The 26,205-nt window shown below is 68.4% G+C and carries 26 protein-coding genes and 3 pseudogenes; 14 read left to right on the top strand and 15 right to left on the bottom strand.

All coding sequences use genetic code 11. The features are described 5' to 3' along the window. Positions 1 to 2: 2 nt before the first annotated feature. From MYF83_RS43115 to MYF83_RS28660, 7 genes are all read right to left on the bottom strand, one after another. On the bottom strand, positions 3 to 128 hold the full coding sequence (locus tag MYF83_RS43115; protein WP_279340172.1) for a hypothetical protein: 126 nt from the start codon (positions 126 to 128) through the stop codon (positions 3 to 5). 202 nt (positions 129 to 330) lie between these two features. Further along, entirely contained in the window at positions 331 to 1,059 is a 729-nt protein-coding gene (locus tag MYF83_RS28685; RefSeq protein WP_248963847.1) for an ABC transporter ATP-binding protein, read from the bottom strand. Beyond that, positions 1,052 to 1,807: an ABC transporter ATP-binding protein gene (locus tag MYF83_RS28680; protein WP_248963846.1), complete on the bottom strand. Its 756-nt coding sequence runs from the start codon at positions 1,805 to 1,807 to the stop codon at positions 1,052 to 1,054. The genes MYF83_RS28685 and MYF83_RS28680 overlap by 8 nt, the downstream gene beginning before the upstream one ends. Further along, positions 1,804 to 3,126 (bottom strand): ABC transporter substrate-binding protein, encoded by a 1,323-nt coding sequence (locus MYF83_RS28675; RefSeq protein ID WP_248963845.1) that lies wholly within the window; start codon positions 3,124 to 3,126, stop codon positions 1,804 to 1,806. Before MYF83_RS28675 ends, MYF83_RS28680 begins: the two co-directional genes overlap by 4 nt. 2 nt (positions 3,127 to 3,128) lie before the next feature. Continuing rightward, positions 3,129 to 4,172: a branched-chain amino acid ABC transporter permease gene (locus MYF83_RS28670; RefSeq protein WP_279340171.1), complete on the bottom strand. Its 1,044-nt coding sequence runs from the start codon at positions 4,170 to 4,172 to the stop codon at positions 3,129 to 3,131. 11 nt (positions 4,173 to 4,183) lie between these two features. Then, the gene (locus MYF83_RS28665; RefSeq protein WP_248963843.1) at positions 4,184 to 5,119 is read right to left on the bottom strand and encodes a branched-chain amino acid ABC transporter permease; all 936 of its coding nucleotides are present in this window, start codon (positions 5,117 to 5,119) and stop codon (positions 4,184 to 4,186) included. Between the two features lie 83 nt (positions 5,120 to 5,202). After that, on the bottom strand, positions 5,203 to 6,315 hold the full coding sequence (locus tag MYF83_RS28660) for a Gfo/Idh/MocA family protein (RefSeq protein WP_248963842.1): 1,113 nt from the start codon (positions 6,313 to 6,315) through the stop codon (positions 5,203 to 5,205). An 84-nt stretch (positions 6,316 to 6,399) separates the two neighbouring features. Here MYF83_RS28660 and MYF83_RS28655 point away from each other — a divergent pair, with 84 nt between their 5' ends. After that, the gene (locus MYF83_RS28655; protein ID WP_248963841.1) at positions 6,400 to 7,566 is read left to right on the top strand and encodes a XylR family transcriptional regulator; all 1,167 of its coding nucleotides are present in this window, start codon (positions 6,400 to 6,402) and stop codon (positions 7,564 to 7,566) included. A 319-nt stretch (positions 7,567 to 7,885) separates the two neighbouring features. Here MYF83_RS28655 and MYF83_RS28650 read toward each other — a convergent pair whose 3' ends face one another. The 5 genes from MYF83_RS28650 to MYF83_RS28630 form a co-directional block, all read right to left on the bottom strand. Next, positions 7,886 to 8,590 (bottom strand): ABC transporter ATP-binding protein, encoded by a 705-nt coding sequence (locus MYF83_RS28650; RefSeq protein WP_248963840.1) that lies wholly within the window; start codon positions 8,588 to 8,590, stop codon positions 7,886 to 7,888. Continuing rightward, entirely contained in the window at positions 8,587 to 9,363 is a 777-nt protein-coding gene (locus MYF83_RS28645; RefSeq protein ID WP_248963839.1) for an ABC transporter ATP-binding protein, read from the bottom strand. The genes MYF83_RS28650 and MYF83_RS28645 overlap by 4 nt, the downstream gene beginning before the upstream one ends. Next, positions 9,360 to 10,307 carry a branched-chain amino acid ABC transporter permease gene (locus MYF83_RS28640; RefSeq protein ID WP_248963838.1) on the bottom strand — a complete coding sequence of 316 codons (948 nt, stop codon included), beginning with the start codon at positions 10,305 to 10,307 and terminating at the stop codon, positions 9,360 to 9,362. The genes MYF83_RS28645 and MYF83_RS28640 overlap by 4 nt, the downstream gene beginning before the upstream one ends. 177 nt (positions 10,308 to 10,484) lie before the next feature. Further along, positions 10,485 to 11,360 (bottom strand): branched-chain amino acid ABC transporter permease, encoded by an 876-nt coding sequence (locus MYF83_RS28635; RefSeq protein WP_248963837.1) that lies wholly within the window; start codon positions 11,358 to 11,360, stop codon positions 10,485 to 10,487. Positions 11,361 to 11,372: 12 nt separating this feature from the next. Beyond that, positions 11,373 to 12,563 (bottom strand): ABC transporter substrate-binding protein, encoded by a 1,191-nt coding sequence (locus MYF83_RS28630; RefSeq protein ID WP_248963836.1) that lies wholly within the window; start codon positions 12,561 to 12,563, stop codon positions 11,373 to 11,375. 956 nt (positions 12,564 to 13,519) lie between these two features. Here MYF83_RS28630 and MYF83_RS28625 point away from each other — a divergent pair. The 3 genes and pseudogenes from MYF83_RS28625 to MYF83_RS28615 form a co-directional block, all read left to right on the top strand. After that, positions 13,520 to 13,804, top strand: a pseudogene (locus MYF83_RS28625) (3-hydroxyacyl-CoA dehydrogenase family protein); the annotation flags it as partial. Continuing rightward, positions 13,801 to 15,354 (top strand): phenylacetic acid degradation bifunctional protein PaaZ, encoded by a 1,554-nt coding sequence (gene paaZ, locus MYF83_RS28620; RefSeq protein ID WP_248963835.1) that lies wholly within the window; start codon positions 13,801 to 13,803, stop codon positions 15,352 to 15,354. The pseudogene MYF83_RS28625 and the gene paaZ, both read left to right, overlap by 4 nt. Before the next feature lie 29 nt (positions 15,355 to 15,383). After that, complete coding sequence (locus MYF83_RS28615; protein WP_248963834.1) at positions 15,384 to 15,536, top strand: hypothetical protein; 153 nt, start codon at positions 15,384 to 15,386, stop codon at positions 15,534 to 15,536. Between the two features lie 7 nt (positions 15,537 to 15,543). Here MYF83_RS28615 and MYF83_RS28610 read toward each other — a convergent pair whose 3' ends face one another. Further along, positions 15,544 to 16,428 carry a PaaX family transcriptional regulator gene (locus MYF83_RS28610; protein WP_248963833.1) on the bottom strand — a complete coding sequence of 295 codons (885 nt, stop codon included), beginning with the start codon at positions 16,426 to 16,428 and terminating at the stop codon, positions 15,544 to 15,546. A 413-nt stretch (positions 16,429 to 16,841) separates the two neighbouring features. On the opposite strand from MYF83_RS28610, the gene MYF83_RS28605 reads away from it, so the two are divergent. The 10 genes and pseudogenes from MYF83_RS28605 to MYF83_RS28565 all read left to right on the top strand — a co-directional run bounded on the left by MYF83_RS28605 (position 16,842) and on the right by MYF83_RS28565 (position 24,485). Beyond that, the gene (locus tag MYF83_RS28605) at positions 16,842 to 17,621 is read left to right on the top strand and encodes an ABC transporter ATP-binding protein (protein WP_248963832.1); all 780 of its coding nucleotides are present in this window, start codon (positions 16,842 to 16,844) and stop codon (positions 17,619 to 17,621) included. Further along, positions 17,618 to 18,436, top strand: coding sequence for an ABC transporter ATP-binding protein (locus MYF83_RS28600; RefSeq protein ID WP_248963831.1), 819 nt, complete (start codon positions 17,618 to 17,620; stop codon positions 18,434 to 18,436). The genes MYF83_RS28605 and MYF83_RS28600 overlap by 4 nt, the downstream gene beginning before the upstream one ends. Beyond that, on the top strand, positions 18,433 to 19,317 hold the full coding sequence (locus MYF83_RS28595; RefSeq protein WP_248963830.1) for a branched-chain amino acid ABC transporter permease: 885 nt from the start codon (positions 18,433 to 18,435) through the stop codon (positions 19,315 to 19,317). Before MYF83_RS28600 ends, MYF83_RS28595 begins: the two co-directional genes overlap by 4 nt. After that, positions 19,310 to 20,431 (top strand): branched-chain amino acid ABC transporter permease, encoded by a 1,122-nt coding sequence (locus MYF83_RS28590; protein WP_248963829.1) that lies wholly within the window; start codon positions 19,310 to 19,312, stop codon positions 20,429 to 20,431. The genes MYF83_RS28595 and MYF83_RS28590 overlap by 8 nt, the downstream gene beginning before the upstream one ends. Before the next feature lie 77 nt (positions 20,432 to 20,508). Beyond that, complete coding sequence (locus MYF83_RS28585; RefSeq protein WP_248963828.1) at positions 20,509 to 21,774, top strand: ABC transporter substrate-binding protein; 1,266 nt, start codon at positions 20,509 to 20,511, stop codon at positions 21,772 to 21,774. Between the two features lie 140 nt (positions 21,775 to 21,914). Next, positions 21,915 to 22,049: a hypothetical protein gene (locus MYF83_RS43110; protein ID WP_279340169.1), complete on the top strand. Its 135-nt coding sequence runs from the start codon at positions 21,915 to 21,917 to the stop codon at positions 22,047 to 22,049. A 253-nt stretch (positions 22,050 to 22,302) separates the two neighbouring features. Beyond that, positions 22,303 to 22,509 (top strand): annotated as a pseudogene (locus MYF83_RS28580) (hypothetical protein); the annotation flags it as partial. A 21-nt stretch (positions 22,510 to 22,530) separates the two neighbouring features. Further along, positions 22,531 to 22,786 (top strand): annotated as a pseudogene (locus MYF83_RS28575) (IS256 family transposase); the annotation flags it as partial. A 39-nt stretch (positions 22,787 to 22,825) separates the two neighbouring features. Then, positions 22,826 to 23,530, top strand: a complete 705-nt coding sequence (locus MYF83_RS28570; protein ID WP_248963826.1) for a cytidylate kinase family protein — start codon at positions 22,826 to 22,828, stop codon at positions 23,528 to 23,530. A 241-nt stretch (positions 23,531 to 23,771) separates the two neighbouring features. Next, on the top strand, positions 23,772 to 24,485 hold the full coding sequence (locus tag MYF83_RS28565) for a response regulator transcription factor (RefSeq protein ID WP_248963825.1): 714 nt from the start codon (positions 23,772 to 23,774) through the stop codon (positions 24,483 to 24,485). A 53-nt stretch (positions 24,486 to 24,538) separates the two neighbouring features. On the opposite strand, the gene MYF83_RS28560 is transcribed toward MYF83_RS28565, so the two are convergent. Both MYF83_RS28560 and MYF83_RS28555 read right to left on the bottom strand, forming a co-directional pair. Continuing rightward, entirely contained in the window at positions 24,539 to 25,102 is a 564-nt protein-coding gene (locus tag MYF83_RS28560) for an SgcJ/EcaC family oxidoreductase (RefSeq protein WP_248963824.1), read from the bottom strand. Between the two features lie 485 nt (positions 25,103 to 25,587). Then, positions 25,588 to 26,103 (bottom strand): GNAT family N-acetyltransferase, encoded by a 516-nt coding sequence (locus MYF83_RS28555; RefSeq protein WP_248963823.1) that lies wholly within the window; start codon positions 26,101 to 26,103, stop codon positions 25,588 to 25,590. Positions 26,104 to 26,205 lie beyond the last annotated feature (102 nt).

Genomic DNA, 26,205 nt, shown 5'->3' with positions numbered 1-26,205 from the left:
GGCTACTGATCGAACGCATTCCTCAACCCTCTGATCTGGACGGCGTAGGCGACGGCGATCGTGATCGCCGCCATGACGAGCGCGAGTGCTGCCGCATAGCCCTGCTGCGACCCGGTGAACGCCAGCACCCCGGAATTCGGTGTCGTTGTCAGCACCGGTGCTGAGGGGCGAGCGCGATTTTGCGGTCGAAATCCGATTACTGGCAGGAGGGCGGGGCGCGGTAGCTCGCCACGGACGCTGTCATAAAGCGCGCCGGGCCGGCCGGTGAACTCGGGGCAGGCTCGCCGTGAACGAGATCTCACGCTGCCGCGACAGCAGTCTCCGCAGTGGTCAAGCGGTGGCGTGTCGGCTGATGCCCAGGTACCGGTGTCGCAGTTCGGCGTCGTCGAGCAGGCACTGCGAGGCGAGGCGGGCCGCGATGCGGCCGTTGGCCACGACGACCAGCTCAGGGGCCAGGGCGGCGGCGACCTTGAGGTTTTGTTCCACGACGAGGATGTCCATGCCGGTGCCGGACAGCGTCAGGCATGCCTCGACGAGGTGCTCGACGATGACCGGCGCGAGGCCCTCGGACGGTTCGTCCATGATGAGTAGCCGGGGCTGGGTCACCAGGGCGCGGCCGATGGCGAGCATCTGCTGTTCGCCGCCGGACAGCGCCGTGCTGGGGAACCTGCGTCGTTCGGCCAGGCGGGGAAACAGTTCGTAGACGCGCCTGACGGTCCACTCGCCTCGTCGGACGGCGACCTGGAGATTTTCCTCCACGCTCAGCGAACGGAACAGCCGTCGCCCCTGCGGGACGTAGCCGACGCCCAGCCGGGCCGTCAGGTGCGGCGCCTGCCGGGTGACGTCCCTTCCGTAGATCCGCAGCTGCCCGGTGACCCGGCCGCGCGGTGTCGCCGCCAGGATGCCGGTGACCGCTTCGCACAGTGTCGTCTTGCCCATGCCGTTGCGGCCCACCACGGCCAGTCGGCCGGTGGTGAATTCCAGAGTGAGGTCCTGCAGGACATGGGCGCTCCCGCGCCACCCCTGCAAGGTCCTGATCGACAGCGCCGGTTCACCCATGAGCGGTTCCCAGATAGAGGTCCTGCACGAGTCGGCTGCTGACGACATCCTCTGGTGTGCCCTCGGCCACGACCCTCCCGTCCGCCATGACGGTGACCGAGTCGGTGACTGCCAGGGCGACGTTCATGTCGTGCTCGATCAGCAATAGCGTCAGGTCCGGGTCGAGCCGCAGTAGAAGATCGGTGAGCATCTGGCGTTCGGAAGGTGAGAGCCCGGCCGCCGGTTCGTCGAGTACCAGCAGCCGGGGCTCGCACGCGAGGGCCATCGCCAGCTCCAACTGGCGTTTGCCGCCGTGGGAGAGGGCTCCCGCGGGCTTGCCCATCTGCTCCACCAGACCCAGTTCGACAGCGAGTCGGCACGCGCGTTCATGCCGGGCGCGTGAGCGCCGCCCGCCGGGCAGCGCACGCCACAGGCCGCCATCGGCTCCGATCAGGGCGAGCTCGATGTTGGTTTCGACCGGCAGGCCGGAGAACACCTTGGACTGCTGATAGGTGCGGGCCAGCCCGTGCCGGACGCGGCGCCTCCCCGGCTCCCGTGAGACGTCCGCGCCGAACAGCGTGATGGAGCCGCTCGTCAGGGGCAGGGCGCCGGAGATCAGATTGACCAGCGTGGTCTTGCCCGCCCCGTTGGGTCCCAGCAAGGCGCGTCGTGCCCCACGGGGCAGATGCATGTCAACCCCGTCCACGGCGAGCAGGCCGCCGAACCTGCGGCTGACACCCCGCAAGGTGAGCGATGCGGTGTCGTTCACGGGCAGCTTGGGTGGTCGCGGTCGTTGGCGGGCTGGGCGACGAATGCGGCCCGGTCGAGTCCGAGGGTCTGGTTGACGTCTGGAATCGTCTGGATGAGTGCCGATTGGCCGTCGCGCACCTGGAACAGGTAGTTGTTCGCGATCGCCTGGCGGTTCTGATCCAGCCTCACCGGCCCGATGGGGGTGTCCAGGGTGAGCTTGGCCAGCGCGGCGTTCAGCGCCTTGTGCCCGTCGTCCACCTTTCCCTTCACCTCGGTCAACGCCTTCAGCAGGGCGGTCATCTCGATGTAGTAGCCGATGTCGAAGAGCCCCGGGGGACCGGCCTGCGGGAAGGTCGCCTTCAGCTTTGCGGCGTAGTCCCGATATTGCACGGTGTCGAGGGCGGCCACCGGGCCTGCGGAGACGATACCGTCCGCACGCTTTCCCAGTCCGTTGATGACCGCGCCGTCCACTGTGATGGAGCCGCCGACGATGGGGGTTCCCTTGAGCGACGACTCGTCGAGTTGCTTGACGAAGTTCAACGCGTCGGTGCCGCCGAGCGCGACGTAGAGGGCATCGATGTCCTTCGGGATGGACGAGATGAAGGACGAGAAGTCCTTGGTGCCCAACGGCACCCACACCTTCTTGGGGACGTGACCCCCGGCCCCGCAGAATGGCGTCATGAACCCGCCGACCTGGTCGTATGGGAAGGAGTAGTCCTCGGCGACGGTGACCACGCGCTTGTAATGCAGGGTGTTCACCGTGTACGCGCCGAGGCCCGCCATCCACTGGGTTCCGTCGGTGGTGAAACGGAAGAAGTTCGCCGCCGGGTCGCGCAGCGTCGTGTTCTGGGCGGCGGACGTCCCGTTGACGAAGGTGACCTCGGGGTGCTGCTTGGCGTAGCCCTTGACGGCGAGCCCCTCATCCCCTCCCAGCGGGCCCACGAGGATGTCCACGCCGTCCTTCTCGACGAGCCGGCGCGCGGCTGCCAGGGCCACGTCGGGCGTGGCGTCGGATGACTCGACGACGAGCTCGACCTTCTGCCCGCCGATGGTCAGCCCGGTCATCCCGTCACGGTAGCCGGTACCCGAGCGTTGGGCCCCGGCGTCCAGCAGTGCGAGCTTGGCTCCGTCGTTGGCCGCCTGGCCCAGAGCCGCGAACGGTCCATCCAGGGTGGAGAGCAGTCCGATCTTGAGCACGCCGTCGCCCGCGGCCCCGCTGCCGTTCGCCGCCCCCGCGATGCCGCCACCACCGCTGTCCTTGCCACCGGTGGACGCGCCGCAACCGCTGACGGCAAGGGCGATAGCGGTCAGCGCGGGCAGCACCATTCTGTGTAACATGATCATTTCTCCCCATTCACGGGTCTGGCGGTGGTGCGTGGCGGAGCCGAGGAGAGCAGGGCACGCTGGAGCGACCGGGCCGTTGCGGTGAACAGTCCCGGGACGCCGTTGGGCGAGACCAGGACCACGGCGATGTACACCAGGCCGATGACGCTGTTGTAGTAGTTCGTGATGTTGCTGACGTAGGCCGTGAGCGCGGTGAAGAGCAGGGCGCCGAGCCACGCTCCCTCCAGTCGGATGACGCCACCGAGCACCGCGACGACGAGGATGTTGACGGTGCGGGTGATGTCGAGTGAGCCGGGGGAGATCTGCCCGTTGAACCAAACCGACAGCACTCCGCCTACGGACGCGACGGCTCCCGCCGCGGTGAATCCGATGACGCGGACCGCCGTCGTGCTCATCCCCAGCGCCTCGACGCGTTCCGGGCAGTCGCGGTCGGCTTGCAGGGCCAGTCCCAGCGGCGATCGACTGAAGGTGTACAGGCCCACGAGCGCCGCGACGGAGAGCGCGAGCGTGAACCAGTAGAAGTTGAGCGGATCGCTCAGCGGGACCGGGCCGAGATCGGGCACCCTCACGCCGTTGATCCCGCTGAAGCCGAAGGTGAAAGGCCTGTACTGCAGCGCGAAGTAGTAGAGGAAGACGCCGACCGCGAGGGTCAGCATGATGAAGTAGACACCGCGGGCTCGCGACGAGATCATCCCTACGACGAACGCCAGCGCGACCGCGACGAGCACCCCGATACCGGCGGCGGCCCACGGGTTCAAGCCCCGAATGGCGCTCAGGTTCGCCGTCACGTAGCCCGCTGTCCCGTACAGCCCCGTCTGGGCGAGGGAGACCATGCCGGCGAACCTGACAAGGAAGACCAGACTCGCGGCGACCATCGCCATCCAGAGCGATTGGATGACAATCTGTACGAACACGAAGGAAGAGGTGACGTACGGAATCGCCGCTGCGATCACCACGACGATAACCGCTGCGACGGTCCTGGCGCGAGGCGCGCGCCATGGCCGACGGAGGGTCGCCTGATCGCCTCGCCCCGCGGTCATGTCCGATGCCATCACTCGGCACCGCCGAGAACGCCGCGAGGACGCACCGCCAGGATCACGATCATCACCCCGAAGGTGACGAGCACCGAATAGGTGGGCAGGTGAACCTGCGCGAAGGCTTGGACCAAGCCGACAACGACGGACCCGACCACGGCCCCCGGCACGCTGCCCAGCCCGCCGACGATGACGACGAGCAGCGAGACGAGCAGGTATCTCGCGTCCTCGCCCTGGGAAAGGGAAAGGTAGGAACCGCCCGCCACTCCCGCCAGTCCGGCCATCAACGATCCGAGACCGAACACGAAGCTCAGGACCAGCGGCACGTTGACCCCGGACGTGGCGAGAATCAGCGGGTCGTCCACCCCGGCGCGGATCGTCATGCCGAGGCGCGTTCGATGCAACAGGACCCACAGGCCGAAGCCCACTAGCAGCGCCAGGCCCAGCAATGCCAGGCGGAACCGCGAATAGATCAGGCCGTGCACCTCGATCGTGGAGCCGAGAAATGGGGGAATCGTGATGTCCAAGGATGAACCGCCCCATACCGCCAGCGTCATATCGGCGACGACGACCGAGAGACCGATCGTCACCAGGGACTCGCGGAGCGGATCCCCGCCCACCAGGCGCAGGACGGTCAGCTGGAACAACAGGCCCAGTAGGGCCACAGCCACCGCGGCGCCCGCAAGGGCGAGGAACCAGTTGCCGGTCGCCTCGCGCAGGGAGTAGCCGACGTATCCGCCGGCGAGATAGAAGCTGCCATGGGCGAGGTTGGTGACGCGGAGCAGCCCGAAAATCAGGGTGAAACCGCTGGCGACGAGGAAGTAGAGTCCGGCGGTGGTCAGTCCGTCCAGTACCGTCGTCACGAACACGGCGGGAGCGGCGACCAGCTCGCGCACCGTCAGTGCGAGTACGGCGATCCCGCCCGCAGTCCACAGGACGCGGCCGCGGGACACGGCGGGAAACCGGGATGTGGGGGGTGCGGCTCCGACGGCCATCTGGATCCCTTCGAGAACCGAGCCGGTTGGATGGCGGGCGTTCAGCCCATGTCACGCGCGAAGTCCGGGATATCGACCCGGGCGCCGCCGGTCATGGCGGAGTGATGGGCGCAGATCCCGACCGTGGTCCAGTTGGCAGCCGTTACGGCGTCGATCCGGGACGGGCGTTTCTCCACGATGCTGCGGACGAACTCATGCACCAGGTGTGGATGGGAGCCCCCATGTCCAGCGCCCTGGACGAACGAGAGGTGCTCGTTCTCGGCGCTGTACACGCCGCGCGTCGTAAACGGCGCGATCTCCGCGGGCAGCAGGTGCGCGAAGTCGGGGATTGCGACCTCGCGAGGTTCCTCGCCGATGTGGAGTATGTGGCCTGAGCCCTGAGTCTGCTCCCATTCGAAGGTCGCGCGGTCTCCGAACACGGTGAAGTTCTCGACGTACTCGTGGGCCGTCTCGAAGAGCGACCGCGAGACCTCCGCCGCGACCGGGGAGTCGCGGAGTGTCAGCAACGCGCTCTCCACCGCGAACGGTGAGCCGTAGTGCCTGGTCAGTTCCCCCGAGATGCGGCCCGATCCCAGGCACACCACGCTCTCCGCCAGGGTGCCCGCCAGCGCGAGGAGGGGGCTCACGGCATGGGTGGCGTAGTGCATGGGCGGCAGACCCTCCCAGTACCCCGGCCAGCCGGCCATCTCTTGGTAGTGGGCGCCGCGCAGGAATTGGATGCGGCCGATGGTCCCGTCGTCGACGAGGGAACGCACGTACAGGAACTCCCGCGAGTAGACGACGGTCTCCATCATCATGTAGGTCAGACCGGTCCTGCGGACGGCGCGGACGATGGAACGGCACTCGTCCAGCGAGGTTGCCATGGGAACGGTGCACGCGACGTGCTTCCCGGCGGCCAACGCCTTGATCGTTTGTTCGGCGTGGTCGGGGATCGGCGTGTTGATGTGAACGGCGTCGATGCTTCGGTCGGCGAGCATCGCGTCGAAGCTGGTATAGCGGCCGGGAACACCGAACGCGTCGGCGACCTCGTGAAGTTTGTCCTCGGTGCGTTGGCACACGGCGACAAGTTCGGTGTCGGGGTGGGCCTGGTAGATGGGGATGAACTCGCTCCCGAAGCCGAGCCCGGCGATGGCGATCCGTACCTTCTGCGGCATCGTTGATCCTCCTGGACTCGGAGGCTATGAGCGCCGTGGCGGCCCCTCAATGAGATATCTCGCATCTTTCATTAGATTTCTTTCATGAGTGTCATCCCCGGCGGACGCGCCGTCGCCCTTCTCGTGGAGACGTCGAACGCCTACGCGCGCGGCCTGCTGGCGGGCGTCAGGGAGTATGTCCTCGCGCATCCGGGATGGTCGATCTACCTCGCCGAACACAGCCGTGACGAGACCGACTTCACGTGGCTCGAAGGGTGGCGCGGCGACGGAGTGCTCGCCCGCATCGAGAACATCGAGGCCGCGGAGTTCATCCGCCACCTCGGGCTGCCGGCGGTCGATCTCAGTGCCTGGCGTTTCGTACCGGAGATTCCGGGCGTCGAAACCGATGACGTGACAATCGCCCGCTGGGCGTTCGGGCACTTCGCGGAGCGCGGCCTGACGAACTTCGCCTACTGCGGCGACGCGCGCTTCGCGTGGTCCCTGAACCGTGCGGCCGCCTTCGCCGAGCAGGTGAGCGCGCACGGGAGCGAACCGCACACCCTCGGGATCGAGCAATCGGGGACGCGCGTGCGTGACCGCGATCGTCTCGCCGAATGGCTGCGCGCGCTTCCCAAGCCCGTCGGTGTCTTCGCGTGCTACGACATCGCCGGCCGAGAGGTGCTTGAGGCGTGCAAGATCGCCAACCTGCCCGTGCCCGACGCCGTGGCCGTCATCGGCGTCGACAACGACGAGATCATCGGCAGCCTGACCGCACCGCCGCTGTCGAGTATTCAGCCCGACACGATCCGCACGGGATATTTCGCCGCCCAGCTGCTCGATCAGCTGATGACCGGCATCAGCGTCGAGCCCGCGATGCATCTCATCAAGCCACTGCGCGTCGTGGCGCGCCAGTCGTCGGACATCTTCGCGGTGGACGATCCGCTTGTCGCGGAAGCACTACGGTTCATCCGCGATCATTCAGACCAGAATCTGGACGTCGGCGCCGTGCTCCAGTGCGTCGGCCTGTCCCGCCGAGCGTTGGACCTGCGCTTCGACCGAGTCGTCGGCCGGACCGTCCACGGCGAGATCATGCGCGTGCGGATGGCGCGCGTCGCCGAATTGCTGTCCGTGACCGACTGGACCCTGCCGCAGATCGCGGGACGGCTCAACTTCAGCCACTCGGAGTACATGAGCGTCGCGTTCAAGCGCTTCACCGGCAAGTCACCAGGTGAGTACCGACGCACTGTCCGCGGAGGCATTCGAACCTACTGAGGAGCCGGCCCGAGGGCCGGGGCCGACCGTGGCGAGAACAGCCCCGAGGCGTTACGCGCCGCGATCCGCCGGGCGGGCACCGACCCGAAGGTAGTACTGGAGGCGACGTACGGGTGGTACTGGGCCACCGGCACCCTGCAGGCGGCCGGCGCCGAGGTACCTCAAAGTCGCCCGCGGCCACATCACCAAGCAGGGCTCGCCGATTCTGCGCTGGGCGCTGATCGAAGCCGTCCAACGCGTCCCCGAAACCTCCGTCACCGGCCGCATTCCGCAACGCCCGCCACGCGCACGTCTTGCTCTACGCCCAGTACGCTCGCGATCAGCCGACGCCGAGAAGCGCGTGTGCCCGCGCGCGATCGGCGCGGAACTCGGAGGTCGAACTCCGGTGCACGATCTGTCCCTTCTGCATGACCGCCACCTCGTCGGCGAGGCGGAAGGCCAGGTGGAGATCCTGCTCTACGAGCAAGGCCGCGATGCCCTCGCCGCGCAGGCCCTCAAGCAGGTCGGCGACATGATCCACGACAGCAGGCGCAAGGCCGTCGGACGGCTCGTCCAGCAGGAGCAGGCGTGGAGCGCGCAGCAGCGCCCGGCCGATCGCGAGCATCTGCTGTTCGCCGCCGGACAGTTGGTCGCCGCGGTTGGCGCGGCGCTCGGCGAGGTGGGGCATCAGCTGGTAGATCCGCTCCACCGTCCATGCCTGGTGCCCGCGACCGGCCGCGATACGCAGGTTCTCTTCCACCGTGAGGGGTGCGAAGACGCGACGGCCCTGCGGGACGATGGCGACGCCGCTACGCGCGACGGTGTGCGCGGCGGCGCCGGCTATTTCGCGGTCGCCGAGACGGACACTGCCGGAGTAGGGCCTGAGCAGGCCCATGATGGTGTGAATGAGCGTGGTCTTGCCGGCGCCATTACGGCCGAGCAGCGCCACGACTCCGTTGGCCGGTACGGTCAGGTCGACGCCGTCGAGCACGGTGGTGCCGGCGTAGCCCGCGCGCAGCTCGCGCACGGTGAGCACGTCCGTCATCGGGGGCCTCCGTTGAAGAGGTCGTCGGTTCGGGCCGAGCCCAAGTAAGCGCTCCGCACCGCGTTGTCGGCCCTGACCTGTTCGGGCGCTCCGGATGCCAGGACTCGTCCCAGGTGCAGGACGGTCACGCGGTCAGCCAGGCGGAACACCACGTCCAGGTCGTGCTCGACGATCAGCAGGGTCAAGTCGTCCGGCAGCCGTTCGACGAGGTCCGCGAAGCGTTCGGTCTCGGCGGCGGACATGCCTGCGGTGGGCTCATCGAACATCACGAGGCTCGGCTGCGAGGCCAGCACCATCGCGACCTCGAGTTGCCTGCGCTCGCCATGGGACAGTGCGGCTGCGTCGTCTGCCGCTCGTCCGATCAGCCCGACCGATTCAAGATGCCGGCGAGCCCTGGTCTCGGTACGGCCGAAGCGTCGCGCTGCTCTATCGAACCGGTACGCCACGCGGTCGACGCGCTGGACGGCGAGTGCGACGTTGTCCAGCACTGAACAGTTCAGGAAAAGGCTGGAGTGCTGATACGTGCGCAGCAGGCCACGCCGAGCCCGTTCGGATTCCGACAGGGCCGTGATGTCCTGACCATCGAACAGCACGCTCCCGCCGGTGGCCGGCAGTGTCCCGGCCACGGTCGCAAACAGCGTCGACTTGCCGGCACCGTTCGGCCCGATGAGGGCGTGCCGCTCACCGGGCAGCACCGACAAATCCACACCGTCGACGGCCCGCAGAGAACCATAGGCGTGAGTGAGGCCGCGCAGTTCCAATACAGGCGTCATGAGCGGCTTTCCCTCCGATGGCGGATCCCGGCCACGCCGCGCGGAAGCAGGAAGACGACGGCCACGAAGACCAGACCCAGCACCAGCGGACCGTGCCCGCCGATGGAGGCCGACAGGTTGTCACGTACGAGCAGCACCAGCGCCGCGCCAAGGCAGGGGCCCCACAGACTTCCCGCTCCACCGATGACCACACTGAGGAGGGCGAGCGCGGCGACCTCGAAACCCAGGTCCCCGGGTGAGACGAAGCGGCCCTGTGCCGCCCACAGCGCCCCGCCGGCTCCGGCGATGGCCCCGGCCAGACAGAAGACGCTGTATCTGGCGAGCGCTGGACGGTAGCCCAGTGCCCGCATCCGGGACTCGTTGTCGCGGACGCCGCGCAGTGTCCGCCCGTACGGGGACCGGGTGATGAGCGTTACGGCGGCGAACACGGTGATCGCCGCCGCCAGGACCCACCAGTAGACGAACCCGGCGGGGAGCAGTGGCGGGCCGCCGAACAAAGTGATCGGCGGCATGCCGGCCAGGCCGTTGCTGGCGCCGACGGCGGGCCAGGTGGCGGCCACCTGATGCAGCGATTCGCCGATCGCCAGGGTGAGCATGAGGAAGACGATGCCGCGGGCGCGGACTGCGACCCACCCGGTGGCCGCGGCGGCTATCAGGCCCACCGCCGTCCCGGCCAGGGCCTGCGCCATCGCGTCCGACGTGATGTGCAGACCGACGAGCACGGCCGTGTAGGCACCGGCACCGAAGTACGCCGCCTGGCCCAGTGTGGGCAGACCCGTGATGCCGGTCAGCAGGTCGACGCCAAGCACCAGCACCGCGAAGGCGAGCATCCGGGTCATCGTCGTCACCGCGTACGGCCCGAGCGCCAGCGGGGCCGCCACCAGCAGCGTGATGACCGCGACGGCGATCAGGGTGGTGCGGCGGGTAGCTGCGGCGCGGTTCATGATCGGGATGTCAACGCGGCCACCGACATTCTCGCTGCCGGGCCGGCAGAGAGGTGAAACGCCTGTGGAGCTGGTGTAGACCTCAAAGAAGAGTCCTCTCTGGCGGGCGACCGGCGGCGAAGCAGGAAACCTGACCCGTGAGGGTCGCAATCCCCCTCGTTCACGAGGGGGAGGAGGTCAAGTACGCACCGCCGTCCGGGGTGGAAGTAGACCGGCCGGGCGCAGCAGGAGCACCAGGGCCATCGCCACGAAGATCAGAAATGAGGCGTATTCCGGCAGGAGCGAGGTGCCCAGAGCCTGTACCTGCCCGATCAGTACGGCGCCGAGCAGCGCGCCGCGGACCGAGCCCAGGCCGCCGATCACGACCACGACCAGCGCGAGCAGTAGCACCTTCTCGTCGAGACCGGGCTGGGCGCCCAGGATGGGGCCGGCCAGGACCCCGCCCGCTGCGGCCAGCGCGGCGCCCGCGGCGAAGACCCCGGTCAGGACCAGGCCGGTGTTGATGCCGAGTGCTGACACCATGGCGCGGTCGGCGACCGTTGCGCGGATCAGCGAGCCGAACCTGCTGCGTTCGATCAGCAGGTAGACCGCCACTGCCAGCACGGCCCCGAATCCGATCACCAGCAGCCGGTAGGCCGGGTAGGTCTCGCCGAGCACCGGGACACCGCCGTCGAACGGCGCGGGCGCGGCGATGGCATGCACTTCCTCGCCGAATGCCACCGACAGCAATTCGGCGACCACCAGGGAGACGCCGAGCGTGAGCAGGGCCTGGTCGAGGTGGCCGGGGGTGGCCCGCGTCAGCCCGGCCAGTACGCCGCCGAGAATCGCCCCGACAGCCGCCGCGGCCAGCACCGCCAGGACGAACGTCCCCATGCCCACGTCGTCTCCGGGGAGCAGGGCGACCGCGAGATACGCGCCGGCCAGGTAGATCGCGCCGTGCGCGAGATTTAGCACGTCCATCATGCCGAACACCAAAGACAGGCCCAGCGCGATCGCGAACAGCAGCGAGCCCATCGCCAGCCCGTTGAGCACGCTCACCAGATAGGCGGCCATGTGCGGATTCGCTCAGCTCAGGTCGCCGACGACGGCGTTGACGAAGGTGTCGCCACTGCCGGCACGGACTTCACGCAGGTAGTACTGCTGCTGGGCGTCGTGGTCGGCGTCGAAGCTCCACCGGCCGCGGGGGCTGTCGATGGGGCCGACGCCGGTCAGCGCCGTGGCCAGTTTTTCGCCGCCTGACGCCTTGGCGAGTGCCTTGTCCAGCACGGCCGCAGTGTCGTAGGCCTGCACGGCGTACACCGTCGGCGACTTGCTGTACGCCTTGCTGTAGGCGGCCACGAACTCGGTATTGCGTGGGGTGTTCAGTTCGGTGGAGTAGTGCAGGGAGGTCTTCACGCCGACGGCGGCCTTGCCTTGGGCGGCCAGCGCGCCGCCCTCGGTCAGAAAGCCGGTGCCGTACAGTGGGATGCGGTCGGCCAGCCCGAACTGCTGGTACTGCTTGACGAAGCTGACCGCCTCGGCGCCGGCGTAGAAGGCGAACACGGCCTTGGCGCCGGAGGTACGGATCTTCGACAGGAAGGGCTGGTAGTCCTGGGTCTTGCCGAACGGGGAGTACTCCTCCCCGGCGACCTTGCCGCCCGCCGCCACGAAGGTCTTGCGGAACCCGGCGACCATCTCCCGCCCGGCGGCATAATCGGCGGCGATGAGATAGACCGGCCCACTGGCCTCTTTGACGACGGTGGGCCCGAGCGCGCCCGCGACCTTGCCGTTGGCAAAGCTGGTACGCCAGACGTAGAGGGACTTGCGCGCGCCGGTGATGTCATCGGCGCCGGCGTTGGCCACCAGTAACGGGACCTTGGACTCGTCGAAGAAGTCGCGTAAGCCCAGAGCGGTGGCGGAGTTGACCACACCGGCAACCGCGGAGACGTGGTCCTGGTTCACCAGCTTCTGCGCGGCGGGCACGCCGGTCTGCGGGCCTTCGCCCTCGTCGGCCGTGACGACGTCGACCGTATGCCCGCCGAGCTTGCCGCCGTGCTGGTCGAGGTAGAGCTTGAAGCCGTCGCGCATGTCCTGGCCGAGCTGCGCGTAGACGCCCGATAGCGGCACCAGTAGGCCGATCTTGACCGGGCCGCTGGACTGGGTGTCCCCGGACTGGCTCAGGCTGGAACCACCACAGCCCGACAGCGCCAGGATGCCCGTCACGAGCGCGGCGACGGCGGCGGCCGGTCGCATGGAACGGAAGGCGCGAACACTCATGGCGACTCCTTGAAGACGAGGTGGGCATAGGATCTACATTCACATGTCGTAGCGTCAATAGACTGTAATGAATTAAAACCTTTTGCGACGGTTTACGTCGTTAATGTCAGCAGCAACCCGGCATTACGGTCATATCAAGAGCGACAACGCTCGTGTGCGTCGAAAGGCAATCGTGGATAAATGACGCGATCGCCCCGGCCGCGTGGATGACGCGATCGCCCCGGCCGCGTGGATGACGCGATCGCCCCGGCCGCGTGGATGACGAGGCGGAGTTCCGCAGGCGGCGCGGGGCTCCCTTAGGCGCCCGCGACAGGCGTGGATCGGAGGGCGCCGTCCGGTCGCGGGCCGGCGCCCTCCTGGTCAGGTGATGGGGCTGGAGGACAACGGGACGACGCCCATGACGACTCCTCAAGAGATCGACACCAGTGCTATGCCCGACGAGGTCTGCACAGAATCTACATAACTCATGTGAGGCGTCAAGTGTCTGTAACAGGTCAAGACATTGACCATGCCCTGAACAGGGACGAAAGACGACAACCAGGGGATGCGGGCCACAGAAGGCCGACAATCAACCTACGCATCGATGGGTAATCGTCGTGAATACTGTACAACGGGACGGCAGGACCCGGTCGCGTCTTCGGCGGCCTTGGCATGTCGGGCAGCGAGGCGCCGCACGTACGCCTTGAGGGGGCGACTTGGAGCAGGCGCATCATCCTCGATGAGTCGGACCCTTCCTCAATATACTACTTTTATCTTCCGATACACGATGGATGTGTGGCATGTTTAAGGGGTGCGTGTGCATCGAGATGAGGAGTGCCGAGGAGTCCGGGTGGGTCACCAGAGGGGTCGCGGACGCTGCGGGAGGGTGCGATGACCCGGACCAGTGTCGAGTCCGGCAGCGAGCCTGCTGTCCTGCCGGACCACTGCGGGGTGGTGGGTGGCGGGCGGATGGGGGCCGGCTCGGTGTCCTGCTCGGGCTCTAGGCGATCCGCATGGTCGAGTCGGGCGTCGCCTCGGCTGAGGACATCGATGCGGCGATGACGCTGGGCTGCGGCCACCCGACCGGTCCGCTGCGGCTGACCGACCTGGTGGGCCTGGACGTGCGGCTGAGCATCGCGCGGTACCTCGAACGCGAGCTGGGCAGCCGGTTCGCACCACCGGATCTGCTGGTACGGCTCGTCCAGCAGGGCCATCTGGGGCGCAAGACAGGCAAGGGCTTCTACGACTGGAGTCAGACATGAACATCGCGAGGCTGCCGAGCTATCTGGAAGGCGTGTGGCGTACCGGTTCCGGCGAGGGGACCCCGGTCGCCGACGCGGTGACCGGGGAAACCGTCACCCGGGTCACCAGCGAGGGGCTCGATCTGGCCGCAGCCGTGGCGTACGCGCGCCGTACCGGTCTGGCCGGGCTTGGTGAGCTGACCTTCCCGCAGCGGGCCGCCGCGATCAAAGCCGCAGCCCTGGCGTTGCAGGAGCGCAGGCAGGAGCTGTACGAGCTGTCGGCGCGGGCGGGCGCGACGCAGCGCGACGCCGTGGTCGACGTGGACGGCGGCATCGGCACCGCGCTGGTGTACGCCAGCCTGGGCCGCAAGGGCCTGCCCGAGCACACGCTGATCGTCGAGGACGACCCGGTGGCACTGGGCAAGGGCGGCACGTTCGCGGGCCGGCACATCCTCACCACCCCGCACGGGATCTGCCTGCAGATCAACGCGTTCAACTTCCCGGTCTGGGGCATGCTGGAGAAGCTGGCGCCCGCGCTGCTCGCCGGGCTGCCCACCATCGTCAAGCCCGCGACGCCGACCGCGTACATCGCGGCACATGCCGTGCGCCTCATCGTCGAGTCGGGGGCATTGCCGCCTGGGGCTGTCCAGCTCGTCAGCGGGAGTGTCCCCGGCCTGCTGGATCTGCTGGGCGGGCAGGACCACATCGGGTTCACCGGGTCGGCGGCCACGGCGGACCGGCTGCGCTCCGACCCGGCGGTGACGCGGCGTTCGGCGCGGTTCAACGCCGAGGCCGACTCGCTGAACTGCTCGGTGCTCGGCCCGGACGCGGTGCCGGGCCGGCCGGAGTTCGAGTTGTTCGCCGACGCCCTGGTCACCGAGATGACGGTCAAGGCGGGGCAGAAGTGCACCGCGATCCGCCGGGCGTTCGTGCCGGCGGGTCTCATCGACGCGGTGTGTGAGGCGGTCCAGGCCAGGCTGGCGAAGGTCGTCGTGGGCGCGCCAGGCGCCGACGGTGTGACGATGGGGGCGCTGGTCGGCCTCGCGCAGCGTGCGGAGGTCCGGGGCGCGGCCGGGCGGCTGGCCGCGGCGGGTTCGATCGTGTACGGCGACCCACGCAAGGTCGAGGTGGTGGGCGCCGACGCCGAGCGCGGGGCGTTTTTGTCGCCGCTGCTGGTGCGCGTGGATGACGTGGCCCGTCCCGAGCCCCACCAGGTGGAGGCGTTCGGGCCGGTGAGCACGCTCATGCCCTACGGCGACGTCTCAGACCTGCTCGACCTGGTCGCCCGCGGCGCGGGGTCGCTGGCCGGCTCGGTCGTCTCCTACGACCGTGACTTCGTCCGGCAGGTGGTGCTCGGTGCGGCCGCCCACCACGGCCGAATCCTGGTGCTCGACCGCGACAGCGCGGCCGAGTCCACCGGTCACGGCATCCCGATGCCGCAACTGGTCCACGGCGGGCCCGGCCGCGCGGGCGGCGGCCAGGAGGAGGGCGGGCTGCGCGCCGTCTACGCCCACCTGCAGCGCACCGCATTACAGGGCGGACCGGCGACCCTCGACTCGATCATTCGGTAACGCAGACCTTCACGACCAGGAGAGCAGTGATGAGCATCGACTCCCGCACCGGCACGGCCCCTTTGGTGCCGGAGTACGAGTACGGCAAGTTCGCCGGCTGGATCGCCCCGCCCACGACCGGCATCAACGACCAGCCGGTCGAATTCGACTACGTACACCTGGCCGAGGAGGGGCTGGTCTGACCCGGTGTCAGTGGCGGGCGGCGGCGTCGGTGTCCATGCGGTCCCACTCGGCCTGGGCGCGCCGGTGCCACCGGTTGCGCAGGTTGTGGAAGACCGCCGCCGCCCGCGGCCCCGGCCAGTCGTGATCGAGCAGCTCGGCCGACAGATCGGGGTCGAGGAACGGGAAGCGCCGCCACTCCTGGATGAGCAGCACCTTGTTGACGAACGCCTCACGGTCGGCGGCGACCGTCAGCCGCTCGAACTGTTCGATGAAGCCCAGGTATCGCTTCTCCATGTCGCCGAGGTCCCATGCGTCGGCGATCAGCTTGGCGGTGTCGCCGATGTCTGCCGAGGGACCGGTCCAGGCGTACGCGCGGTCGTCGAGGCCGAGTTCCCGGATGACCTGCCGCACCGCGGCCTGCTTGGCGGCGTCGGGTGTCACCCACAGGCCGGGGGAGGGCGAGCCGAGACCGAGCCAGGTGAGCCTTGTGCGCAGCCGATGGCGTAACTGGCGCTGGGTCTCCGGCACCGCGGCGGTGAGGACCAGCCAGCGGCCGTCCCAGTCGTGCGGCTCGCGCATGAAGCGGTAGATGCGCTCGGTACCCTCGCGCAGCAGCCGGTTCCCGGCCGAGGTGAGGTTCCAGCGCACCTTGCGGCCGTACCGGACCGGCTCCAGCAGACCCTCGGCCGCGGCACGCGACAGTGCCTGGCGGGCCGACTTCTCCTCTACGCCCAGGGCGCCCAGCGCCTCGACCACGGTGCCCGTCCACACCTGGCCGCCGCGCGGCAGCACGAACTCGCCCAGGACCGTCAGCAGCAGCGAGCGGGCACTGGCGGATGCCCTCTCACGGGGGCGTTCCGCGACCTGGGCCGCCTCATCGCCGCTGTCCGTGCGCGGTTCGCGCGAGACCACCTGGCCCTCCCCCCGTTCGACATCTTCCTGACGCACATTTTGCCAGTTCGGGCATGCTCGCCGGTACACCACCCACCTTTGGGCACCTCCTGCGACAGTCCGACATAAATGCTACAAAAACTTGACGCTACATCCATAGGGCGTTGAGTATTGGGGGCCAAGGTCCCATGTTCACCGGAGCACACTTTGACTGTCACCGCTGAAACCCCCCATGGTCCGCTTCGCGACCTCACCAGATCGCTACCGCCACTGGACCCTTCAGGTGGACGTGCCGGTGGCCACCGTCACCCTGCGCGTGGACGAGCACGGCGGGCTCGTGCCCGGCTGCGAGCTGAAGATGAGCTCCTACGACCCGGGTGTGGACATCGAGGTGTCAGGCGAACAGCCGCGATTTCGAAAGCAGGTCAGCGATCATGCTGGAAGCGCAGGGCGTGAGTGTGCGCTACGGGCAAAGCGCGCCCGCGCTGCGATCACTGGACCTCCGGGCCGCGCCGGGCGAGGTCACGGCCGTCGTCGGCGGCAACGGCGCCGGCAAGTCGACGCTCATGAAGGCGATCTCCGGGATCCTCGCCTTCGACTCCGCCCGCGTGGTGGCGGGCGAGATCCGGTTCTGCGACGAGCCGATCCAGCGGTTGAGCCCGACGGCCCGCGTACGCCGCGGCATCGCCCATGTGCCCGAAGGACGCCGGGTGTTCGCCGATCTGAGTGTGGAGGAGAACCTGCGGGCGGGCGCGGCCACCGTCAAAGGACGCGTTCAGGACCGCCTCGACGAGGCGTACGAGATGTTCGACGTCCTGGCCGAGCGGCGCCGTCAGCGGGCGGTCCTACTGTCCGGTGGAGAGCAGCAGATGCTCGCCATCGCCCGAGGCCTGATGAGCGGGCCTCGCCTGCTGCTGCTGGACGAGCCTTCGCTGGGGCTCGCCCCCAAGGTCGTCGAGCGGATCGCGGAGATCATCCTGCGGATCCGCGATCGTGGAACGGCCGTCCTGGTGGTGGAGCAGAACGCGGCCATGGCACTCTCGGTCGCCGATCAGGGGTTCGTACTGGAGCAGGGACGGGTGGTGCTGTCGGGCAGCGGGCGCGAGTTACGGGCGACGGACGAGGTGCAGCAGCTCTATCTGGGCGGTTCGGGAACGGCCGACGAACTGTTGCAGTTCGCCGACCGGGCACCTCTCGCGCGGTGGTCGGCGTGAACGTCCTTAGACTGCAGCGAATCTCCCTCCGCTTCGGCGGCGTCCGGGCCCTCGACGACCTGAGCTTCACCGTGGAACCTGGAACCGTCCACGCGCTCATAGGTCCCAATGGCGCGGGCAAGTCCTCCTGCTTCAACGTCATCAGCGGGCACTATCACCCGGACGACGGATCGGTCTCCTTCGGCGACGAGGACATCACCCAGCTCTCCCCGCACCAGATCGCCCGCCGAGGAGTCGGCCGCGCCTTCCAGAACATCGCCCTGTCCGCCCACGAGACGGTTCTCGACAACCTCATGGTGGCCCGTCACCGGCTGACCCGGTCGGGCTTCGTCGCCACCTCACTCGGCCTGCCGCGTGTGCGCCACGAGGAGCGGCGGCATCGGGAGCGGGTCATGGAGATCGCCCGGTTCGTGGGACTCGGCGAGAAGTTCGACCGGCCCGCCGGGGCGCTGGCCTACGGCGACCGCAAGCGCGTCGAGCTGGCCCGGGCCCTGAGCAGCGAGCCGGAACTGCTGCTGCTCGACGAGCCCGCCGCGGGCATGCCCACCCACGAGAAGTGGGAGATCGCCCACCTGGTGGTCAGCGTGCGCGACGCCCTCGGCATCTCGGTGCTGCTGGTCGAGCATGACATGCCCATGGTGATGGCCATCGCCGACAGAGTCACCGTCCTGGATTTCGGCCGCCGCATCGCCGATGGGACACCGACCGAGGTGCAGCGCTCTCCGGAGGTCATCGCCGCCTACCTCGGCTCCTCCCCCGGCCCCGAAGAACCTGAGAACGCCGCCGCCCGGCGTACGCGGAGTGAGACGTCGTGAAAGCACTGCAGTTGCTGCTCCTGGGCCTGTCGCTGGGCTCGATCTACTCGCTCATCGCCCTGGGATTCGTGGCGATCTACAAGGGCACCAAAGTGATCAACATGGCGCACGGCTCGATCCTGCTGACGGGTGCGTATGTCGTCGCCATGCTCTCGCCCCATGTCGGCTTCCTGGCGGCCGCGGCGGCGGGCGTCGTGGCGGCGGCCGTCGGCGCGATCGTCGTCGAACGGCTGGTCTCCGCGGCCAGGACCACCGATCACCTGGTGCTGACGACCCTCACCATCGGGGTGGACGTCCTGCTGGCCACCGAGCTCACCCACCGTATCGGCTCCAGCGTCCTCACCATGGGCGACCCCTGGAAGGACCGGCAAACCGAGATCATGGGGACGGTGCTGCCACAGGCGCGGATCGGCGCGACCGCGGTCAGCGTCCTCATCATCGCCGCCTTCTTCCTGGTCTTCCACAAGACGAACTTCGGCGTGCGGATGCGGGCCTCGGCCGACGACCCGCGAACTGCGGCGCTGATGGGCATCGACCAGCGCCGAGTCGCCCTGGCCTCGTGGGCCATAGGCGGTGGCCTGGCATGCGTGGCAGGGATCTTCCTCGCCGCTTTCCCCAACCCGGGGCTGGACCAGACCGCCGGGCTGATCGCGCTCAACGCCATCCCCGCCATCATCATCGGCGGCCTCGACTCGACCGAGGGCGCCGTGCTGGGAGGCCTGATCGTCGGCGTGACCCAGACGCTCGTCGACGGCAACGCCTCCTCCCTGCATTTCCTCGGCGAGGGCTTTGGCACCGTCGCGCCTTACGTCGTGATGCTGCTGGTCCTGCTCTGGCGCCCATCCGGGCTTTTGGGCTCGAAGGAGCTGAACCGTGTCTGAGACGGCCACCGACCTCCTGCCCGGCGAGCCGAAACCGGCCCGCCGGCCCGTGCTGAACACATCTGGCCGAGTCGAACGCTTGCGGAAAATCGCGCTCTGGCTGTCCTTGTTGCCCTTGGCGGCCGTCCCGCTCTACCTGGACGGGTCCTGGCTCATCATCGGGATCCTGGGCATGGCCACCGCGATCGGCGCGATCGGCCTGACCCTCTTGGTGGGCACCGCTGGTCAGCTTTCCCTGGCTCACTCCTTCTTCGTGGCGGTCGGGGCGTACGCGTACGCCTACGCGGCGGGCGATCCGGCGGGAGGCGGCGTCGAAGGTCTTGGCCTGCCGAGCGCTCTTGCCGCCCTGATCGCGATCGTGGCCTCGGGGCTGGCCGGGTTGCTGTTCAGCCCGGTGTCGGCCCGGCTCAAGGGGGTCTATCTGGGAGTCGCCTCGCTCGCGCTGGTCTTCATCGGCGATCACGTGCTCAAGAACGCGACTCCCGTCACCGGCGGATACAACGGCCGGGAGGTGGCACCGCTGAGCGTCGGGGGCTTTGAGCTGAGCGGCGGCTCACCTGATCTGTGGGTGCTGGGCGTCCCGTACGGTGGCCGCGAACGGCTCTGGTACCTGGCCCTGGCCGTGCTGGTGCTGGCCGTGGTGGCGGCGAGCAGGATCGCCCGCAACCGGCCCGGCCGTGCTCTGCAGCTGATGCGGGACAACCCCGCCGCGGCTGGCTCCATGGGGGTGCCGGTGCAGCGCTACAAGGCGGCGGTCTTCACGTACTCGTCGGTGTTCGCCGGGACCGCAGGCGTGCTGACCGCCCTGGCGTTCGAGTTCATCGTGCCGCAGTACTTCACCCTCGAGCTGTCCATCAGCTACCTGACGATGACCATCATCGGCGGGCTCGGCTCCGTCGCCGGCGCCGTCGCGGGCGGCCTGTTCGTCACCGCGCTGCCCCTGCTGCTGGAGCGCTTCACCGGGTCGCTCGGTTTCCTGGCCGCTCCCGGATCCGGCGGGCTCGACGCCGCCATGCTCTCCCGCTTCGCCTTCGGTGCGCTCCTCGTTCTGGTCCTGATCTGCGAACCCGGCGGGCTGGCCGTGCTCAGCCGCCGCCTCCGTCGCCGCTCCTGATCTCTCACGCCCGGTCTTCCTCAGGCCAGGCCCCGCCCCCCAGCCGCCTCCGATGGCGTCTTCGAAAGGTCACTGTCATGTTCATCTCACCTGTCCTGCGCAGACTGGTCGCCGCCACAGTGCTCGCGCTGGCGGCCACCGCGTGCTCCACCCGCGCCCCCGGTGCCGAGACCAGTACAGCCGGCAGTGGTGCCGTCACCGTGAAAACCGGGCCGGGGGTCACGGCCGACACCATCACCCTCGGCGCGCTCAGCGACCTGTCCAACGTCTTCGGTCCGCAGGGCAAGACCCTGGTGCAGGGCAACGAGCTGTACTTCAAACAGCAGAACGCCAAGGGCGGCATCTGCGGACGCCAGGTGAAGCTGGAAGTCCGCGACCACGCCTACAACGTCCAGACGTCGGTCTCGCAGTTCTCCGCCCTCGAGCCCAAGGTCCTGGGCTTCGTTCAACTCCTCGGGTCACCGATGGTCGCGGCGCTGTCGCCCAAAATCGCCAGCACGAAGGCGGTCACGCTGGCGACCACCTGGTCGACGGTCTGGCTGAAGAAGGACGGACTGGTGGTGACAGGGAGTTCCTATCCTGTCGACATCATCAACGGGCTGCAGTACCTGCTCGACGGGGGCCTGATCAAGAAGGGCGACACGATCGGCCACGTCTACTTCGAAGGCGACTACGGCTCCAATGCCCTCCTCGGGTCCCAGCACGCCGCCGACGCACTCGGTCTCACGGTCAAGCCGGTCCAGGTCACGCCAACGGTGACAGACCTGACCGCCCAGTTCAACGAACTGCGCTCCGGCGGCACCGACCTCGCCGCGATCCTGGTGAGCGCCGGCCCCCGTCAGACGGCGTCCCTCGCCGGGCTGGCCTCCAGTTCCGGGCTCGATGTCCCGATCCTCGTCAACGGGCCGGGCTTCGATCCCGCGCTGCTCGACACACCGGTGGGAGACGCGCTGACCAAGCACTTGTACGTCAGCTCATCCTACGAGCCGTTCTCGGGCAAGAGCAGCGCAGCGCAGGCCATCGCCAAGGACTACGCCACCGCCTACCCGGACGGCAAGCCGACGATGGTCGTCAATTACGGATACGCCGCCGCCAGCGTAATGGGGCAGGCCCTGGACGCCGCATGTAAGAAGGGCGACCTGACCCGGGAAGGGCTGGCGTCGGCCATGCGGTCCCTCACCTCAGTGCAGACCGGCGTGATGCCGACGATGAATCTCTCCGACAACTCCAAGTACCCCTCAACCAGCTCCTACATCAGCCGCGTCGACGCCAAGGTCCCCGGCGGTCTCGTCGTGGCCAAGGAACCCTTCACCTCGCCCGTCGCCGAGACCTTCGCCGGCTGAGAAGACGGTGGCCGGTCCGACCGCCTCACTACCGGAGGGAACACGGCCACCGCCCAAACGACAGCGCCACCCTGGCCGCGCTGGCCTCGATCATCCCCGACCACATCCCGGAACGACAGCGAGCGCAGGTCTCCGGCCTGGTGGGCATGATGACCTCGGTCGCCATGGTCGCCGGCGCGTTCGTCGCCCAGGCCGTGGCGGGGACGCGCTGCTCACAGGCCGGCGCCGGTGACGGCGCTGCCGACGTGGGCGGCCGCCCGCCTGCTCGTCCGTGATAACCGCCGTGGCTGCCTCCTCGACCTTCGCGTATCCGAGGGTCGAGGAGGCAGCCGGATCGTGGTCTTGCCGGCGCCGGGGGTGCCGGTGAGGATGTAGCGCTTCATCGTCGTCTTGTTGCCTTTCTGATCGCACGTCGGAATGATCTGGTCGTGAGGCGTGGGGATCTGACCGAGTCACAGTGGGCGGTGCTGGAACCGTTGCTGCCAGGGGCAAGAAAGCGGATCGGCCACCGAAGTGGGCCGCCAAAGGCTCGGCCTGCGCAAGGTCTGCAGCTGGGACGTGGTAGCCGAGCTGTTCCAGGTAAGCCGCCGCACCAGCGGCAACGCCAGGATGTGGGTACGTCCGCTGCTGGAGCAGGACGGATACGCCATCACCCGTTCCGCGACGCGCTACTCCAGCGCCGCCGAACTCCCCACCGCCGTCACAGGCATCGAGGGTACTTCGGACACGCCATAACCATCATGTTGAATATTTACACCCGCCGAGCACTGGCAGCATCTGCGCACCACTAACCCGATCGAGTCCACCTTCGCCACGGTCCGGCACCGCGTCAAGGTCACCAAAGGGCCCGGGTCCCGAGCCGCCGGCCTGGCCATGGCCTTCAAAACTCATCGAGTCCGCCCAGGCCCGCTGGCGCGCGGTCAACGCACCCCACCTCGTCGCCATCGTCCGCGCCGGAGCCCGCTTCGAACGAGGCGTCCTCGTCGAACGCGAGCCGGCGACCGCAGCCTGACGTGCGGTGCTAAACAGAGACACCGTGAGAGAGGCAGCAATGGACCAAGGCACCCGCGGCGAGCTCATCAGTCGGCTGGCCGAGGCGATCAGGTCCGTCACGACCGCGCACCCGCTGCGGGTCGCCATCGACGGGCCGCCCGCCGCCGGCAAGACCACGCTGGCCGACGAGCTCGCCGTCGTCCTGCGCGCCCAGAACCGCGACGTCATCCGCGCGACCATCGACGACTTCCTCTTCCCCCGTGCACAGCGCTACCGACGCGGCCAGTACTCGGCCGAAGGCTGCTACTTCGACGCCCACGACCACGCCGCGCTGTGCCGGGTCCTGCTCGATCCGCTGGGCCCAGGCGGAGACCGAAGGTTCCAACACGCGGTCTACGACAGAGACACCGACACCCCATCGTCCCTGCCGGCCACGACCGCCCCCGCAGACGCCGTACTGCTCTTCGACGGCGTCTTCCTCCTGCGCCCAGAACTCATCGACCGGTGGGACCTGCGCATCTTCGTGTCCGTCCCATTCGAGCAGACGGTAGATCGCGCCCGGGACCGAGGCACAGCGCTGGCCGGATCCACCGCCGACACCGCCGAAATCGAACGGTCCTGGCGCAACCGCTATATCCCCTCCCAACAGCTCTACTTCGCCACAGCCCGCCCAACCGACCACGCCGACATCATCGTGTACAACGATCAGCTCCAACGGCCGACCTGGGAAGTCCGACCACACTCATCGATACACAGGATTTGACAATTGCTCCGTGGTGACCTCACCGATGATGAGTGGGCCTTGGTCGAGCCGTATCTGCCGCTGGGCGAGCGGGGGCCGATCCCGGATCTGCGGCGGCAGTTTGGCATTGCGGGCGTCCGATTTCGTGTGCTCCGCCTGTGCCGGAAGAAGGCCCCGGCCGATGAAAAGACGCGAAAGCCCATACCGTATTCTGTATCCGGCTTATGTTGATCTCTACTTGTCACCACGCCGGGGGCGACTCGTGCATGTTCTGCTGGTAGAGGATGATGAGCCCCTCGCAGAAGCACTGCGGGACGGTCTGGGCCGGTTCGGCTACCGGGTGGACTGGGTCGGCACCGGACGCGCCGCACTGGCCGCCGCACCGGTGGAAATGGTACTCCTCGACCTCGGTCTCCCCGACGGCGACGGCCTCGACGTTTGCCGCGCGCTGCGTCGCCGGGGCGACGTGCCGATCATTGTGATCAGTGGCCGTACCGACGAGACCGAGAGGATCGTCGGGCTTGAGATGGGCGCCGACGACTATGTCACCAAGCCGTTCGGCCTGCGCGAGGTGATCGCCCGCATGCGCGCGGTGGCGCGGCGCACCCGCGCCGGCGACGCATGGCCCCACGCGGCCGGGACCGGCCCAGGGGGGAACGGCGTCGGCCGCCCCGCCGTGCCCGGCGTCGACCGGCGCGGCAGGCTGGGCATCGACCGCCGCGCCCGCCGCGTGTACGTCGACGACCGTGAGATCCCGGTCACGCCCAAGGAGTACGACCTGCTGGCGTTCCTCGCCGAGGACGACGGGGCGCTGCTGACCAGGGAGACCATCATGCGGGCCGTGTGGGACGCCAACTGGTTCGGCCCCACCAAGACGCTGGACGCGCACGTCGGCGCGCTGCGCCGCAAGCTCGGCGACGTGGCGCGCATCGAAACCGTCCGCGGCGTCGGGTTCCGCCTGGTCGTCACGCCATGACCCGGGCGGGCGGCGCTGATGCGGACACTCGCCCGGGTACCTGTCCCTCTCGGTCAGTCACCCGGCGGCATAAGCGAAGAGTGGTGGCTGACGATCAGCCACTTGCCCTCGATGCGCTCGTAGACGAATGTGTAGCGCGCTTGCACGGTCTCCCTGACGCCCTGGGCGTTCTTAAGGGAGAACGCGTAGGTGCCGCTGTTGACCGCGCTCCGGTCGCCGAGGATCTCGATGATCGACTGCTTGACCGTGGCGTGCGGCTCCTTGGCGAGGAAGCCCGTGAAGTAGTCGATCATCCCCGCGTGGTCGGTCCGGACCTGGGCCGACAGGGTGGGCAGCAGTACGCCCTTGGGCGCGTACAGGTCGGCCACGCGGGCGGGGTCACGGGTTAGCAGCGTGTCGGCCCACGTGTTCAGCAGGGCGGCCACACTCGCCTTGGTTGGACGGCCGAACTCGGCGGCGTACGACCCGGCGGCGGACTGGGTGCGGACCGTCCCCTGCGTGCGCGTCTCGGCGCTCGCGGCGGTGCCGGCCAGAGGCGTAAGGGTCAGCAGGACCGTCAGGCCGGCCAGGCCGGCACGGCGGGCGGGGGGGAGCTTTGCCCACTTCGTAGAAGACATGGGTATCCCTGGGGGTGGGGCGCGGTGGATGGTCGTCCCCACCCTTGATCACCACGCCCAGCGTCCGGAAAGGACAAATACAGCAGAAGCATAATCTTCCCCCAAGAACTGGCTACCCGCCCCAGCCGCCTCACGGGCGGGCGCACCACACCCCCGCCCGCTCTACCACCCGGCGACACGCCCTCGGGCCGCTCAGCTCCTTCTCGGCGCGCACTATGTCGCCCACGGTCGGGGCGCGCCACACCAATCGCAGCCCGGCACCAATACCTCGGCTACCTCGGCTACCTCGGCTACCTCGGCTACCTCTGCAGCACGGCTTGCAGCGCGCGGCGGATGACGTCGTCGGCGTCGGCGGCTTTCAAAGACTCCAGCAACTCGAGCAGGGCAGACTGGTCCAGAGCCATCGTGTGGTGTCCTTCGCGAGAATCTTTGGTCGGATCTCGCTGACCGTCACACGATGGCTCGCCGCATGTCCGGGGCTTGCTTCAACAGGCTGGAGTTACACCACCGGACGGCTGCTCGTCGGTGTGGCCGGCGTAGCGGTGGGGCGCCCAGCCGGCGATCACCTTGGTCGTCAGGCCTGCACCGAGGCGTGTGTAGAACCGCTGGGCGGCCTCGTTGTCGCGGTGGACCTCCCACCGGATGACCAGCTGCTCCGGTGCGGCAAGGCGCGCCACTTCGGTCATCAGCATCTGGCCGACCCCGCCGTTGCGTGCCTGTGGGCGCACGTACAGGTCATCAAGCCCGAGGATGTCCCGGCAGGCCCAGAGGTTGAGGTGGCGCACAACGGACACGTACCCGACCGGCCGGCCGTCGTCGCATTCAGCGAGGAGCACGATGACGTCCTCACGGGAAAGCAGTTCGCGCCACCGGTTGACAGTCACAGCGACGTGCTGCAGCTGATCCTGATGTTCGGCCAGTTCCCGCAGGAGGGTCAGGACGGTGGTGGCGTCTTCCGGGCCGACGCGGCGGATGGTAACCGGTGGCGTGGGTCTGGTCATGGCGAGCTCCTCTATAGGTACAGGTGATTCGGTGCCGGTGATGTGGTCATGGGGTGGCGGCCAGTGCGGCGTGCCGGGGTAGCCGCCCAGTTGGGGAACGGG

This window comes from Sphaerisporangium perillae (genome assembly GCF_023276435.1).
Lineage (GTDB): Bacteria > Actinomycetota > Actinomycetes > Streptosporangiales > Streptosporangiaceae > Sphaerisporangium > Sphaerisporangium perillae.
Note: the sequence above shows the minus strand (reverse complement) of the source record. Positions and strands in the feature narration are given on the sequence as shown.

Bases quoted from the DNA above. Each gene is read 5' to 3' on its own strand.
- paaZ (WP_248963835.1), top strand. From the start codon at position 13,801: ATGAACATCGCGAGGCTGCCGAGCTATCTGGAAGGCGTGTGGCGTACC.
- MYF83_RS28570 (WP_248963826.1), top strand. From the start codon at position 22,826: ATGGACCAAGGCACCCGCGGCGAGCTCATCAGTCGGCTGGCCGAGGCG.
- MYF83_RS28640 (WP_248963838.1), bottom strand. From the start codon at position 10,307: ATGAACCGCGCCGCAGCTACCCGCCGCACCACCCTGATCGCCGTCGCG.
- MYF83_RS28675 (WP_248963845.1), bottom strand. From the start codon at position 3,126: ATGTTACACAGAATGGTGCTGCCCGCGCTGACCGCTATCGCCCTTGCC.
- MYF83_RS28660 (WP_248963842.1), bottom strand. From the start codon at position 6,315: ATGCCGCAGAAGGTACGGATCGCCATCGCCGGGCTCGGCTTCGGGAGC.
- MYF83_RS28655 (WP_248963841.1), top strand. From the start codon at position 6,400: ATGAGTGTCATCCCCGGCGGACGCGCCGTCGCCCTTCTCGTGGAGACG.
- MYF83_RS28650 (WP_248963840.1), bottom strand. From the start codon at position 8,590: ATGACGGACGTGCTCACCGTGCGCGAGCTGCGCGCGGGCTACGCCGGC.
- MYF83_RS28630 (WP_248963836.1), bottom strand. From the start codon at position 12,563: ATGAGTGTTCGCGCCTTCCGTTCCATGCGACCGGCCGCCGCCGTCGCC.
- MYF83_RS28645 (WP_248963839.1), bottom strand. From the start codon at position 9,363: ATGACGCCTGTATTGGAACTGCGCGGCCTCACTCACGCCTATGGTTCT.
- MYF83_RS28615 (WP_248963834.1), top strand. From the start codon at position 15,384: ATGAGCATCGACTCCCGCACCGGCACGGCCCCTTTGGTGCCGGAGTAC.
- MYF83_RS28585 (WP_248963828.1), top strand. From the start codon at position 20,509: ATGTTCATCTCACCTGTCCTGCGCAGACTGGTCGCCGCCACAGTGCTC.
- MYF83_RS28685 (WP_248963847.1), bottom strand. From the start codon at position 1,059: ATGGGTGAACCGGCGCTGTCGATCAGGACCTTGCAGGGGTGGCGCGGG.
- MYF83_RS28605 (WP_248963832.1), top strand. From the start codon at position 16,842: ATGCTGGAAGCGCAGGGCGTGAGTGTGCGCTACGGGCAAAGCGCGCCC.
- MYF83_RS28560 (WP_248963824.1), bottom strand. From the start codon at position 25,102: ATGTCTTCTACGAAGTGGGCAAAGCTCCCCCCCGCCCGCCGTGCCGGC.
- MYF83_RS28635 (WP_248963837.1), bottom strand. From the start codon at position 11,360: ATGGCCGCCTATCTGGTGAGCGTGCTCAACGGGCTGGCGATGGGCTCG.
- MYF83_RS28670 (WP_279340171.1), bottom strand. From the start codon at position 4,172: ATGACCGCGGGGCGAGGCGATCAGGCGACCCTCCGTCGGCCATGGCGC.
- MYF83_RS28555 (WP_248963823.1), bottom strand. From the start codon at position 26,103: ATGACCAGACCCACGCCACCGGTTACCATCCGCCGCGTCGGCCCGGAA.